12 protein-coding genes are annotated in these 14628 nt (G+C 49.4%); 7 read left to right on the top strand and 5 right to left on the bottom strand.

Translation table 11 applies throughout. The features are described from left to right. Positions 1-108: 108 nt before the first annotated feature. Positions 109-1830: a bifunctional isocitrate dehydrogenase kinase/phosphatase gene (gene aceK / locus YC6258_RS01225; protein ID WP_044615427.1), complete on the bottom strand. Its 1722-nt coding sequence runs from the start codon at positions 1828-1830 to the stop codon at positions 109-111. A gap of 270 nt (positions 1831-2100) precedes the next feature. Between aceK and YC6258_RS01220 the strand changes: the two genes are divergently transcribed. Then, positions 2101-3081, top strand: a complete 981-nt coding sequence (locus tag YC6258_RS01220) for a GlxA family transcriptional regulator (protein ID WP_052829984.1) — start codon at positions 2101-2103, stop codon at positions 3079-3081. A gap of 46 nt (positions 3082-3127) precedes the next feature. On the opposite strand, the gene YC6258_RS01215 is transcribed toward YC6258_RS01220, so the two are convergent. From YC6258_RS01215 to YC6258_RS26880, 4 genes are all read right to left on the bottom strand, one after another. Continuing rightward, the gene (locus YC6258_RS01215) at positions 3128-4315 is read right to left on the bottom strand and encodes an aminotransferase class I/II-fold pyridoxal phosphate-dependent enzyme (protein ID WP_044615426.1); all 1188 of its coding nucleotides are present in this window, start codon (positions 4313-4315) and stop codon (positions 3128-3130) included. Between the two features lie 377 nt (positions 4316-4692). Beyond that, complete coding sequence (locus YC6258_RS01210) at positions 4693-5931, bottom strand: MFS transporter (protein ID WP_044615425.1); 1239 nt, start codon at positions 5929-5931, stop codon at positions 4693-4695. Next, on the bottom strand, positions 5928-6653 hold the full coding sequence (locus tag YC6258_RS01205) for an iron-containing redox enzyme family protein (RefSeq protein WP_211264606.1): 726 nt from the start codon (positions 6651-6653) through the stop codon (positions 5928-5930). Before YC6258_RS01205 ends, YC6258_RS01210 begins: the two co-directional genes overlap by 4 nt. A 95-nt stretch (positions 6654-6748) precedes the next feature. After that, positions 6749-7339 (bottom strand): GNAT family N-acetyltransferase, encoded by a 591-nt coding sequence (locus YC6258_RS26880; protein ID WP_169748911.1) that lies wholly within the window; start codon positions 7337-7339, stop codon positions 6749-6751. A 507-nt stretch (positions 7340-7846) separates the two neighbouring features. On the opposite strand from YC6258_RS26880, the gene YC6258_RS01190 reads away from it, so the two are divergent. From YC6258_RS01190 to YC6258_RS01165, 6 genes are all read left to right on the top strand, one after another. Then, on the top strand, positions 7847-10189 hold the full coding sequence (locus YC6258_RS01190; RefSeq protein WP_044615422.1) for a methyl-accepting chemotaxis protein: 2343 nt from the start codon (positions 7847-7849) through the stop codon (positions 10187-10189). Between the two features lie 234 nt (positions 10190-10423). Further along, the gene (locus YC6258_RS01185) at positions 10424-12793 is read left to right on the top strand and encodes a heavy metal translocating P-type ATPase (protein WP_044615421.1); all 2370 of its coding nucleotides are present in this window, start codon (positions 10424-10426) and stop codon (positions 12791-12793) included. Continuing rightward, positions 12790-13182: a Cu(I)-responsive transcriptional regulator gene (cueR, locus tag YC6258_RS01180; RefSeq protein ID WP_044615420.1), complete on the top strand. Its 393-nt coding sequence runs from the start codon at positions 12790-12792 to the stop codon at positions 13180-13182. The genes YC6258_RS01185 and cueR overlap by 4 nt, the downstream gene beginning before the upstream one ends. Then, a complete protein-coding gene (locus tag YC6258_RS01175) occupies positions 13169-13624 on the top strand; it encodes a cytochrome c (protein WP_044615419.1) in 456 nt (151 codons plus the stop codon). Before cueR ends, YC6258_RS01175 begins: the two co-directional genes overlap by 14 nt. A gap of 88 nt (positions 13625-13712) precedes the next feature. Continuing rightward, entirely contained in the window at positions 13713-13913 is a 201-nt protein-coding gene (locus tag YC6258_RS01170) for a heavy-metal-associated domain-containing protein (RefSeq protein ID WP_044615418.1), read from the top strand. 87 nt (positions 13914-14000) lie between these two features. Then, positions 14001-14444, top strand: a complete 444-nt coding sequence (locus YC6258_RS01165; protein WP_052829982.1) for a c-type cytochrome — start codon at positions 14001-14003, stop codon at positions 14442-14444. Positions 14445-14628: the final 184 nt, after the last annotated feature.

The raw sequence follows: 14628 nt of genomic DNA, 5'->3' as shown, positions 1-14628 counted from the left end.
CCCGTTAAATGACAACTACAACGCGAGGCTTGCACCTAAACGAAACAATCGGCATTTTAGCGCCACAGAATAATGCAGGCGCGATATTTTGGGTGTTCGGTGATCAGTTCAGGTCCTGGGGTTAGTTAATGCTTCGTTGTATGGAAATACATTTTCATACACGCCATGCGCGATATTCTGCTGGCATTTTTGCCAGAACTCCGGTTGTATCAAATCGCCATGATGCCGCACGAATAGTTGACGCGTGGCGACATCGTTAAATAAAAAGACCGGAAACTCTTCAGGAAAAACATCCAGGGGTGCGACTGAATACCAGGGTTCTGCGGCCATTTCGTCTTCTGGATAGCGAGGCGGTGGAATATGTCGAAAGTTACATTCAGTGGTGTAACAGATTTCATCGAAGTCGTAAAAAATGACTCGCTGGTGACGGGTCACGCCGAAATTTTTCAGTAGCATGTCGCCCGGAAAAATATTAGCGGCAGCCAGTTCCCGAATGGCTTTACCGTAATCCTTGAGGATATTTTCCCGTTCATCGTTGGTAGCGGTTTCCAGATAGAGATTCAAGGGAGTCATGCGTCGCTCTATATAGCAATGTTTGATCACAATCCGGTCACCATCGGCATCCTCGCTGAGGCTCGATGGAATCGTCTTCTTCAGCTCATCATATAGTTCTGATGAAAACCTGTGTTTGGGAAAGGCAACCTGGGAATATTCCCAGGCATCAGACATACGGCCCACCCGATCATGTTCTTTGACTAACTGATATTTCTGTATGACAACGTCTCTGGTCAGATCTTTTTGAGGAGCGAATTTGTCCTTGATAACTTTAAATACATAAGGAAATGACGGCAGAGTAAACACTTCCATCACCATCCCTTTGATGCCTGGAGCGCTGATAAAAAGGTCGGTGGAGTGCTCCAGGTGATGTAAAAAAGCGCGATAAAATTCGGTTTTTCCAGCCTTTTGTAACCCGATTGCGGTATACAGCTCAGCCCGGGACTTATGTGGCATCAGTCTGAGCAGGAAGTTAACCAGTGCCAGTGGCGACTGGGTGTTGACAAAAAAATAGGACCTGGCGAAACCAAAAACAACCGCCATGTCATCGTTATTCAGTAACAGAGTATCTGCATATATGCTGCCTTTTTCAGTATTGAGTATGGGAACAACAAACGGACTTTCGGTCTCGTTATAGTTGAGCCGACCAACCACATATGCGCCTTTGTTTCGGTAGAAGACCGGTACCAGGATATCGATGGTAAAATTATGCAACTCGGTGGATGGAATGGAGGTGGATTGCCGGAAAACTTTAAGCAGGTGATTGATATCACGGCTTATATCTTCAAACGGCAGAGTGAATTCGAGGTTCTGGAGAATATTTCTGAGCGTGGCTTTCAGACCGCCTTCGATAGTATACCGTTGATATAGTTGCTCTGGAGGGCTGTAGTATTGCCAGGCGGTATTGGTCTCTACGAATATATTTTGGTTATGATAATAAAATCGCTCAAACAGTCGACAGTACACTGAATTATAGAATGTTTCCGCCAGGTCAGGCTGGGGGTGAGTAAGCAATATTTGCTGGTAATGATTTTTCACATCATGCCAGTGTGGCTCGCTTAGCCAGGAGGGATTGACTTCTGTACGGATTTTCGTGATCGCTTCGTTGACTCTGCGATCGTAAAGTGCAATACGTTCTTTATGGGCTTGTTGTACGGCGGCCCAATCAGCTGTTTCAAAAAGCATTCGGGCCTGCTGGTTATAGCGGGTAAAGTTGCCATAGTGAATATCGAATTCTTTAACTAAGAGTTCTGCCAGAAGATATGCATTGTTCATATGACCATTTATCCGAAACTGCAGTAAGATTTTATTATTGTTGATACTGATGGTGCCAAGTGCACAAAATAGTAACAGTTGGTTCTGATATTTACAGATAATGATCGTAAATTATCATGGGCGGGAGTGAGGATCACTTTTTATCAAATTTCTGGATTGTCGGTGAAACAGGAGAAGTTGTTTCACACGGTTGGAGTAGGAGTGCTGCCAAGCTGCAGTTGGGTGCACTGAGACATGATTTCCAGCAAGAATTAAGCCTCGAGGTTCTCCGTGAGTATTGAAAAACGCTACAGTATTTTTTTTCTGATCAATCATGGCATGCATTTGCTAGATATTGCTGGGCCCTGTCAGGCTCTACATGAGGCAAACAAGCAAACTCCATTGTTTAAAATCTATTTCGTCGGTTTCTCGCGGACGGTACATAGTCATCAGGGGCTCGATCTGACCAACATTCTGGAACCGCCGATCGAGCTGCCGGAGCGCTCTGTCATCTTCGTCTGTGCCTCCAAATACGAGCCAAACATATACTCCGATCAGGAGTCTGCCAGGAGCATCGAGTGGTTGAGGCAGGCCATACGTGAGGACACTCTGGTTGTCGGTATTTGTACCGGTGCATTTATGTTAGCCAAAGCAGGGCTGGTGGATGGTAAGGAAGTGACGACTCACCACAGCCTGACCACCGAGCTGGCGCAACAGTTTCCGGAAACCCATGTACTGACAGACCGGATATTCGTCCGTTCCGATAATATTTATACCAGTGCGGGTGTCACGGCCGGGATTGATACAACGCTGTATCTGATCAGTCAACTTGCATCAACCCATACTTCTGTCGAAGTGGCTCGTGAGCTGGTGGTTCATCGCCGACGGATGGCGAATGACAAACAGATTTCTGATCATCTCAAGTATCGCAACCACATCAGTCCGTTGGTACATGCCGTGCAGGACTACATTTGTGAGCATTTTCGTGAATCGCTGAATATTGCAGATGTGTGTCATCTGCACCGGGTTTCCCAGCGTCATATGCAGCGAATATTCAAAGAACACACAGATATTACGGTACGCGACTATATTGCCAGTCTGAGACTGGAAGAGGCGCGACAGCTGCTGGAAAATGGGATGGGAGTGGAGCAGGCCGCACATCTGGCCGGATTTCCAAACCCTTCGTCTTTCAGGGATGCCTGGAAAAAACGCTATGGTGGGCTTCCAGGAAATAAAAAGGCGACTGACAAAGCAGACGCCTTCATCGCTTAGCATTGATCCGATACCGCCAGCGTGGTTGCCGTGGCAACGCTGGTTGTTAACCGACTCTGAGTGTCGATTGAGGATGAGTGGGAGACATGGCCTGAGCCAGATCCTCAATCACATCTTCAGGTTCCTCAAGGCCAATACATATACGCAACAGATTATCCGATATGCCAAAAAGATTCCTTTCTTCGGCAGGATAACGACAGTGTGTGGTAGTCGCCGGATGAGTAATCATGGTCTGGGCATCACCAATGTTGGTACAGCGCTTAATCAGGCCTAAGCGATCAATAAAGGCCAGGGTACCGGCCTGATCCGCATTCAGTCGAAAAGAAATAATCGGACAGTGTCCTTTCTGTTGTGAGGCAATTAACGAGGCATCCGGATGATTTTCGTCGAATGTCGAGATGACCTGCTCAACGGCTGGATGATTTTTTAACCACTGGTAGATCTGCAGGCTGTTGTGTTCATGCAGCAGCATTCTTGCCTTAAGGGTTTCCAGCCCCTTACTCAAAATCCATGCATTGAACGGGCTCATATTGACCCCGGTGGTTCTGAGGCACAGTCTGAGCCGATCAATGTGCTCCTGTCTCCCGGCCAGCGCTCCGGCGACACAACGTCCCTGGCCATCCAGAAATTTGCCAGCGGAATGCAATACGATATCTGCACCAAACTCAATCGGGCGCTGAAACACTGGAGTCAGCAGAGTGTTGTCGACGACAAACAGCGCATTATTCTTCCTGGCGATGTCAGCCAGTTGCCTGAGATTTGCAATCTCCATTAATGGATTGGTGGGAGTTTCGACAATCACCATCCGGGTGTGTGGGGTCATATGGTCAGACCAGGCATTGAGATCTGATGCCGCAATTGTTGTGGTTGTGATACCAAACTGACCAAAAATGTTTTTGAACAAATGGGTCGTGGTGCCAAATATACCGCTGGCCAGCAGGACATGATCACCCTGCCGCAGAAATGTGAGTCCGAGCAACAGATAAGCACCCATGCCGGACGCGACTCCCAGCGCGGCCTCGGTGCCTTCGAGTGCGGCCAGGCGGTGTTCAAAAAGCTCCACTCCCGGATTGGTGAATCGGCTGTAGACGTTGCCAGTCTGAGTCCCCGAAAACCGTTGGGCAGCTTCTTCGGCAGAAGCAAAGTCATAAGCGGAGGTCATCGCGATGGCTTCAGAATGCATGTCTTCCAGATAGGTTTTGGATGCGTGTACCGCTTCAGTAACGTATTTCATAACAGACTCCCTTAGGTCTTGGACCCTAACGAATATTACCTGTTTACGTAATTTTTGCCGCTGGCGGAAACAGGCGTGTCCCTGTTTCTACCAGCTGCATCATCCTGATAAAAGAACAATGGATTGTTCGAGTGTTATCAGACTCAAAGCGCAAATGAACTCTTATGGGCACTTTGAGAGTGATCGGTTTGTATATTCACGCAACCTCTCAAAACCCTGTTTACCCAGGTAATGCCCAATAGGGCACACTGACTGCGGTTTTTTGAGTGGCGCTTCCTTGTCAGCATTAACGCTGTCTGGACCAGAGGTTCCCGTTTATTATTGTTCTGTCATCTTTCGTTTGCTGGCGGTGTGTTGTTGGATCATGGATGTGCTTATCAGCTGTTAAGACTCTGCTGATAGATGGCAGCTTCTTTTTTCTGCTGAGTTTGCAGAATCAATGCGGCGAATACAGATACAACGCACATACCGGCTACGAACAAAGTGACCCATTGATAACTTTGGGTCAAGTCAAATATGACACCTCCGGCCCAAACGGTTATAAAGACCGACAACTGATGAATGGTGAATAAAAATCCAAAAATTTTGCCTTTGACCTGTGCTCCAAAAATACTCAGACACATAAGCGATGTGATAATCACTGTACCCATATAACTAAGGCCAAAGATGATTCCAAAGACAATAAACGTCGATGGCGATTGGGTATTAGTGATCAATACCAGTGACAGGGCTCTGATGCCATACAAAAACGCGAGAAATAACCCGGGTTTCAGAAACCGCAACAACCATCCGACCCCCAAGGCTCCCAGCAACTCCGCCATGCCGAGCAGACTTAAGGTAGAGGCAATGGTTTCGCGATGGTTCTCACTGCCATCAAGGCTATGCTGCATGGCCGGAACAAGATGCACATCGATAAAGGCCATGGAGGAGCCACACCCCGCGAACGAGATTGCCAGCAGGAGAAAAGCGGTACCTGTGATTTGCCGATGCAACGATAAACCTGGTGTCAGCTGTTTTTCTGAAGGTGTTGCGACGATATCAGGCAAAGCCCGGTTGAGCAGCAGGAGTGCGGGAATTACGATGACCAGAAAAACAGTGCCGATGGCGAGACAGACAATACTCCAACTGACAAAACCATTTAGCCATACCCACAAAGGTGACAAGACCATAAAGCCAATGGCAGTACCATTGGTAATTGCAGCGAATGCCAGCCCTTTATGTTGTTGTTCGAATATTCTGTCAACCAACAAACCAAGTGGTACGAAAGTCATGGCAGTCAGAGCATAAGCCGCGATCAAACCGTAAAGTACCAAAAACAGAAAGTAAGACTGCATAAAGCCGAGCAGGAAATACACCAGCACCGTTGCCACCGCGCCCGATAGAATGGTTTGTATTGCGCCATACCGGTCACATATCCAGCCAACGAGCGGCGACATCAATCCGATAGTCAGACCAAAAATTGCACCAGTCAGGGCAAAAGTGCCTCGGCTGCGGCCATACAGTTCCGTCAGATCGACAAAATAAACCTGATAACTGCCTTTAATTGCTGAGGCCAAAAAAGTAACCAGAACCCCAACCAGAATTGCCAGAGTCAGTTGGTATCGGGACAGGTTCACTGTATTGGCTCCAGATCCAGTTCATTCAGCTTTAAGTGCTCGTAAATACCTTGATACATGGCATAAAAGTATTGGCAGGTACGTTCGATGGCCGCCAGAGCCTGTTGTTGCATTTCCTCGGTAATACAGAGATCCGTTACCAGTGCCAGCCCTTGTTTGACATGGCCGACATCTTCTTTCTGGTGGACAGAAAAAAACAGCAGATCTTCTTCTTTGAGTTGATAGATCCGGCCAAGAATGCTGTGTCTGGCTTCTTCTCCCAGCGTTTCCAGATTCTGCCCCTCGCTGGCAATCAGTACTGCCGCGGCTGCGATATGATACAGCTCCGGGTTCTGGCAGGCGTGCATGCGATAATCAATCAGTTGCTGAGTGGCGGGCAACGGAGTGGCGGCATCCCGTTCGGCATCGGAAATGCCCAATGCACGAATGAAGTCGTGTAGCAGTTCAACATGGTTTTTGGTGCGCGATAATGCCCCTGTTTCCTCCTCATACATGTTGTGCAACAGGATGCGTTTGTGTTTTTCGATCGGGCAATAAAAATAAATGTATTCGATATAAGTCAGAAAGTGTTTGGTCAGCTGGTAGCCTTGAAGCGTGGTGAACTTCAACAGTTCCGGATTGGGATTGTTGGCATCCATCAGATGCCTGAACAGTGGATTTGCAAGCGTCAGGTGCTTGTTGAGCATGTCCCGCATTTCATGTTTGAATTGTTCTTTGGCCATTAACATAGCCTGCTCCCCTTAATTAATGATTAAAATGGGCGGAATGGTTGGTATAACGAGGTCTGTCTGGTTCCGTTTCGTAACACCGGATCGATTCAGGACAAAACAGCAAGAGCCCCGGCGGCTTCACTCGCATATTTGAATTTATTCCATAGATCTTTGGCCTGCATATGCATGTAATGGCCGCGATAGCTTCTACCTCTGTAACGACAATAATCCGGTAATATGCCAAAGGTTATAAAGCCGATTTTTGACCAGAGCCTGTGGGCCGGGGAATCTTCTCTGACATCCAGGGTAAAGAGGTCGATCTGGCGCTGAATGGCATAATTGGCAATGTGATACATGGCTTCGTTGAAAACGCCTGTGCCACGGTAGTCCGGATGAATAAAGCCTTTTTGAAGGTCAGCGACATGCCGCGTGGTGGTTTGGTTATTCTGTTTCAGAATGCAGGAAAGAATGACATCGTGTTTGGAGGTCTGGGCAGTGAGTATTCTGATGCTGCCTGAGGCCAGTTGATCATTCAGTGATCGCCGATAGGCCTGCAAATCCTGCTCAGTAAAACTATTTTCAAAGCCCAGAATGGCGTTGTCTCCGGAGCTCAACTCGAACAGGTGAATCAGTGAACGATACACCAGATCCAGTTGTTCCGGCTTTTCCAGGATAATAAAGGTATATGGTGATCTCATGTTGGTGTGACCTGATACTGCGTATGAGTGTGAGGTCATTATTTAAGTCCTGGGTCCAATATGAAAGGTAAAAAAACGACAAATATACGGTAAAAAAGCGATACTGAATGCTCCGAATTCATGTTTTTCTGGCCGATGTTTCGGTGATTGGCCGCTGGTCTGTGCCCCCCGGTTGAAGTGATGCAAATCAATATCTCTGGACGTTACTGGCCTTATGTTCAGGAGATATGTGGCATCAGGAGCCGCCGTTACGTATCTGCTGCACCGCGATGACATTCCTTCCGCAGTCATTGGTATCGGTTTGGTCCTTAAGCGCAGACGTGTGTTGTTTGTTGAATGTTTTATTGTTCACGTCACAAACGTTTTAAAAATGGCTCTTAAATGCCTGATATGGTTCGAAATATCGCATATGTACGTGAAAATGTTTTCGTTTTGCGGTGTTTTGCAAAACAGCTATTGGGGTCTAAAGTTAACTAACGTTATTAGGTTTTTCTTCTGGATTTTCGCATGAAAATAGGCAATAAACTGATGCTTGGGATCGCAGGGGTGGCAGCCTCTGCAGTTGTCATTACCGCAGCAACAATTGGTTGGGGGGCAGTTTCCCGCATAGATGCAGGTCTGACCGAAGCCCGGTTGCAGCAGATGAGCCTGTCACAGGACAGTGCTTCCAGAATGGTAGGTAACTTTGTCCAGTCAACCAGTAACCAGATTCTGAGTTTTGCGAATGATGATACTGTGTTAAAGACCATTAAGGTGTTTACCCCGGCGTTTGAATCTTATCCAACACAAGTGACCCAGAAACTGGATGCCGATACGCTTAAGAGCGATATCCAGTCGTTCTATAACCAGGATTTTTTAACGGCTTACCGTCAACAGAATCCCAACAGTGATCTGGATGTGACGAGCATGATTCGGCAGATTCCGGTGGAGAATCTGTATCAGCAGGCCCAGTACATTGCCAATAATGATTTTCCCATCGGCCAGAAAGGCAGTCTCGAGTTTGCCGATGACACCACTTTTTATACCCTGTCACATCGCAAATATCATGATCAGTTTCGGCGCTATGCTGCGCGTTTCGGTTTTGAAGATATCTATTTGATAGAACCGAAGGACGGAGTAGTGGTGTATTCCATGGCCAAAAAAATTGACTATGCCACGTCTATGAAGTCCGGCGTCTTCAAAAACACATCACTGGGGCGGTTGGTTGAAACCGCTCTGACAGGAGCGCCTGGAGAGCTGTATTTCGCCGATTTTCAGCCTTATGTGCCCAATCTCAATTTACCGACTGCTTTTGTCGCCACACAGTTAATCAACAATAACGATGAAATGATCGGCCTGATCGTGTTCCAGTTGTCACCTGATAAGCTCAATAACCTGGTGACCTTTGGTAAGGGTTGGGAAAATGCGGGTCTGGGTAAGACCGGTGAAGTAATCATGGTGGGCGGTGACGGGTATACACGTACTCTGCGGCGAGGTGCGGTTGAGGATATGGACGGGTATCTGGAGATGCTGCGCCTTAATAATCGCGCTGATGCCACCACCCTGGCCACGATTAAGGCCCGGGGGAATAATGATGGTCTGGAAAAACTCGATATACGGGCGGTCACTGAGGCACTGGCGGGGCGATCCGGGTCCATGGAGTTCACTTCACCGTCGACAGGAGAGAAGACCCTGGTGGGCTATCGGCCCATTGAGGTATTCGATCAGCGCTGGGCGGTGTTGGCCGAAATGAAATCCAAAGAAGCCTTTGGTGCAATTGATGCGGTGAAATCGGCACTGCTGTGGATTGCAGTGATCATTGCTCTGGTCTTGATAGCCGGGAGTGGGCTGGTCGGAACATTCTTCGCCAAAATGCTGGTTAAGCCGATCAACAGTACAGTGGCCGCTCTGCAGGATATTGCTGGTGGAGATGGCGACCTGACGGCCCGGCTGGATGAGGCACGAACGGATGAAATCGGAGACCTGGCGGTAGCGTTCAACCAGTTTGTCTCGCGTATTCACGATATTGTGGTACAGCTGAGCGGTATTGCCCACTCGCTCGCTCAGTCCTCATCAGTGCTGAAAAACACCAGCGATGAAAACCAGCAGCATGTCGAAGAACAAAACCTGCAAACCGACATGGTCAGCACATCCATTACGGAAATGGCGGCTTCGTTCCAGGAAGTGGCCAATAGTGCGGCTGAGGCGGATCAGCGTTCTCAATCCACTTATCATACCGGACAGGAAAGCCTTGAGATCATGTCTCAGTCTGCAACCTCTGTGTCCACCATGCAGGATCGAATCGGTGAGGCGTCCGAGGTGATCAATACCCTGAATCAGGACAGCCAGGCTATTGGCCAGATTCTGGAAATGATAGGTTCCATCGCAGAACAGACCAATCTGCTGGCTTTGAATGCAGCTATTGAAGCCGCACGTGCCGGGGAACAGGGACGGGGTTTTGCCGTAGTCGCTGATGAAGTCCGGACCCTGGCAGGGCGTACCCAGCAGTCTACTGCCGAGATTCAAAGCGTGATCCACCGAATTCAGCAACGAGCCAATGAAGCGGTCAATGCCATCAGCAGTAGCAGTGAAGAGGTCAACAATACGGTGGCGCTGTCGGACAAAGCACGCAATGCGTTCGAACAGATTATGGCGGCCATGACCGGTATTCGGGATCTCAACACCAGTATCGCCAGTGCTGTCGAAGAGCAAAGCGCTGTGGCGGACAGTATCAGCGATAGTGTCAACAATATTAAGTCGCTCAATGATCAAACGGTCGAAGGTACGCAGAAGGCCGCAGCGGCGATGACTGATCTGAATGAGATGAGCCGACAGTTGGAGACTCTGGTCAGTCAGTTTAAGGTTACCTGACAGGCTGTCGAATTTTAACGCAGTATTCGCAACCTGACTGGAACATAAATAACCTGCCAGGGTGTGCTGGTTTTTTACAGCAAGACCAGGTTAGCGCCCACAAGCACGTACTCAACATTGACCGGCTGAACACCGGTCTTCATCCGTCCTGTTCTGTCGTTGTTTTTTCTGTGTTGACCTTCCAGTTGATGGAAGGTCTACAATGCCTTTCAGTTGCAAAAACCGGAGGCCACCATGACTACCGACAGTATGAATCATTGGATCGTACCCATCAGCGGGCTCAGTTGCGCCAGCTGTGTCAATCGTCTGGAGAAAGTACTCAGCAAGCACCCTGAAGTGCACCAGGCCAAGGTTAATCTGGCGTTGGAATCTCTGGACATCGAACTGACCTCAACGGCCAGCGGTGCACAGTTACGCGAATGGGTGCAGGATGCGGGTTTTGATGTACCCGTCAGCACAGAAATGTATGAACTCGAAAACGTTCACTGTGCGGCCTGTGTGAACAAAATCGAAAAACAGCTGGGCAAATTACCCGGTGTCCAGCGTGCCCAGGTCAATCTGGTGAAATCACAGCTGCAAATTGAGTATGTGGCGGCGCTGACCAGTGATCAAACCATTCGCCAGCGCCTGGCGGCATTGAACTATCCAGTTAAGGATGCGCCGGTTGAAACAGCGACAGCCCCGCAAGCCAATCGTCCGCTGCTGCATTTTTGGGTCGGTGCAGTGCTGTCGTTGCCGCTGGTGCTTGCCATGATCTTTGATTGGTTGGGTATCCCGGTCGGTGTTCCTCATGCTGTGCAGTGGCTGCTCGCCACACCGATTCAGTTCTGGGTAGGCGCGCGCTTTTACCGTGGTGCCTGGGCTAATCTCAAACACGCCAGTGCCAATATGGATACGCTGGTGGTGCTGGGAACATCGGCGGCTTATTTCTACAGCCTCTATCTCTGGTTGTTCACCTCCAGCAGTCATCTTTACTTTGAGGCATCCGCCGTTGTCATAACCCTGGTGGTACTCGGCAAACTGTTGGAGCATCGTGCCAAAAACCGTACCGGAGATGCGATCCGGGCGCTCATGGATCTGCAGCCAGTCAGGGCCAGTGTCTGGCGTGATGGTGAGCTGGTGGAGATGGCGGTAGCCGATCTCCATATCGGCGATGAAATTCAAATACAGCCCGGTGCCAATGTACCCGCCGATGGTGTCATCATCAGTGGTGAGTCAGACCTCAACGAAGCGATGCTGACGGGTGAAAGCCGGGCGGTTTTCAAACGCAGTGATGATACCGTCATGGCCGGTACCCGCAACGAAACCGGATCTTTACGGGTCAGGATGACCACCGACCCGCAGCAGTTTCGAATCCGCCAGATTATTCAGCTGGTGGAAAGTGCCCAGATGAACAAGCCTGAAGTGCAGAAACAGGTGGACGTTGTGGCCTACTATTTTGTGCCGGCCGTCATGTTGGTGGCATTGCTGGCGTTTGTGTTGCAGTGGTGGTTAAACGACTTCGGCAGTGCCTTGATTGCAGCCGTTTCGGTGCTCGTGATTGCCTGCCCCTGCGCATTGGGACTGGCGATACCGACCGCCATTATTGCCGCCACAGGAGTGGCCGCGCGCCATGGCGTCCTGGTGCGTAACCTGGATCAGTTGCAGCAACTGGTATCTGCCAAAACCTTCGTATTTGATAAAACCGGAACCTTAACCGAAGGCGAGCCCAAGGTTGTGAAAATCCATGAGTTTGCGGAATCGCCTGCTGACTGGCGAGGTCAGGTCAAATCGATTCAACAGCAAAGCCAGCATCCCCTGGCACGGGCCATGGTGGAATCTCTGACTGACTGTTCGACTGGTCCGGCTCCTGAAAAAGTGACCAATGTCGCTGGAAAAGGTGTGGTGGCTGAGTACGCTGGAAAACAGTTTCTGCTGGGGAATGAAGCATTACTTGAAGCCAATGGCATCGGTATTGATGAGGCGCATAAACTGTCTGTTGATCAGGAAGCCACTCAGGTATGGGTGGTTATGGATAACCGACTGACAGCATGCTTTGAGTTGGAAGACGAGCCCCGTGAAGATGCCAGGCAAGTGATTGCACAGTTGAAGCGGGCAGGGATAACGACCTGGATGCTGTCGGGAGATCATCGCCAGGCAGCGGAAAAAGCAGCTGCGGCATTGGGATTGGATGAAGTGGCTGGTGGCTTGCAGCCCGATCACAAACACGAAATGGTCAGCAAACTGCGGCAAAAACATGGCCCCGTTGTCATGGTGGGTGATGGTATTAATGATGCGCCGGCACTGGCTGCCGCCGATGCCAGTATCGCCATGGGCAGTGGCACGGACATCGCCAAAGACAGTGCTGGAATCGTTCTGATGCGCTCGGACCTGACGCTGATACTGGTGGCGATGGACATTGCCCGCTTGACCCGCCGGAAAATCAGCCAGAATCTGTTCTGGGCATTTTTTTACAACGTTGTTGGCATTCCATTGGCGGCCTTTGGTCTGCTGAGTCCGGTTATTGCCGGAGCCGCTATGGCATTTTCCAGCGTTTCTGTCGTGACCAGTTCGTTAATGTTGCTGCGTTGGCGTGCAAAGACAAAACCGGAGGTACAGTCATGAAAATCAGCGAAGCAGCCAGGCAGTCAGGTTTGCCGGCTAAAACCATTCGATACTATGAGTCGATCGGGTTGTTCAATAGCGAACGTCAGCAAAATGGTTATCGTGATTATCAGGAAAGAGATGTCAAACAGCTGCGGTTTATTAACCGGGCACGACAACTTGGATTCAGTCTGGATGAGTGTCGTGGGCTGTTGCAACTGTTTCGGGACCCTCATCGTACCAGCCGACATGTCAAAGAACTGGCTGAAAGCCGGATGCATCTGATCGATGAGCAGATTGCCAATCTGATGGCCATGAAAGAAACCCTGTCCGGCCTGATCACTCAGTGTCCCGGCAATGACGACTCTGATTGCATTATTTTGGATAAACTGGCTGATGAAAAACACTGACTTGATATTTCCACTGGTACTGCTGCTAACCGCCTGTCAGCAACAAAGCTCCTTTCAGCCCGAGCTGACAGAGCAGGCAGATACCGGTCGCTGGTATAGCCAGCAGCAGGTTGAGTCTGGGAAAAAACTGTTCGCTGCCAATTGCGCCATCTGCCATGGTGCAAATGCCCAGGCCACTCCCAATTGGAAGACCACTGACAGTAACGGTAATTTTCCGCCTCCACCACTGAATGGAAGCGCCCATGCATGGCACCACCCGCTTGCAACATTGGGAGAAGTCATTGAAGGCGGGGGACAACCAATGGGAGGCATTATGCCTCCGTTTGGAGAAAAGCTGACTGAAGAGCAGATACTGGCTGTGATCGCAGGTTTTCAAAGCCATTGGGATCAATCAACCTATCAAAAGTGGCTGAGCATTGAACAACAATCCAGAAAAAAGTGAATAACCCTGGATCCCGGATTTGAACGGTGTTTATTCAGATAGTTCCTAAAAACCAACGAATTACTAATACGACTGTGAGGTAATAATCATGTCAAATGTGATTGAAATGAAAATTGAAGGTGCCGGCTGTCAGAACTGTGTGGATGCAATTGAAAAGGCATTGAATGGGGTCGCTGGCGTTGCCGCAGCCTCCTTTGATTTGGCCAAAGGTATTGCCACGGTAGAGGGAGATGCCGATACCGAACAACTGAAAGCCGCTATCGAGGATGCCGGATACGAGGTGGTGTGAAAAAAAGCGGTAAACTGACGGACGAGTCTGGTGTGTTAAATATAATCGGCGAGTGATCGATAACAGAAGCTGACACGAGAGAACGTAATGAAGTTTATAGCAACCGTTTTTTGCGCCCTGCTGTTAATCTGTGGGGCCGCTGTTGTTGCCCATGGCGCTGAGAATGACCCGGTCAAACAGCGCCAGGATGTGATGGAGGATTATGAAGACTACCTCAAAGCCATTGGTAAAATGTTCCGTGGCCAGACGGAGTACGATGCTTCTGTAGTGAAAGCCGGGGCAGAACAGATGCAGGATCACAGTGGCAGTTATCTCTTGAGCCTGTTTCCCACTGCCAGTGCGGATAAAGACTCCCACGCCAAATCCTTGATCTGGGAGCAATGGGACGAGTTTTCCGATCAGGCAAATGATCTGCAGAAAGCAGCTGCCGGACTTGCCGCCAATGCTGATACGCTTGAATCAGCCAAAGCCTACTACCGCGAAGTGGCATCCAGTTGTAAAACCTGTCACCGGCCATATAAGAGTCGCTAAGACTTTAAGATTCGTACTGGTCGAACTCACTGAATTGGAGGCCATCGGTAATGAAATCGATGGTCCGACACCTCAAAAAGCAGGCTTTTAAATGATATCTGCCAAATATCCGTTCCGTCTTGACTAAACAGCGCAACCGGTCGATCAGGAGTAGATTTTCCGACCGGTTGTGATCTATAAACCC

This window comes from Gynuella sunshinyii YC6258 (assembly GCF_000940805.1).
Lineage (GTDB): Bacteria > Pseudomonadota > Gammaproteobacteria > Pseudomonadales > Natronospirillaceae > Gynuella > Gynuella sunshinyii.
The sequence above is the reverse complement of the archived record's forward strand: the minus strand, read 5'-3'. Positions and strand labels throughout refer to the sequence as shown.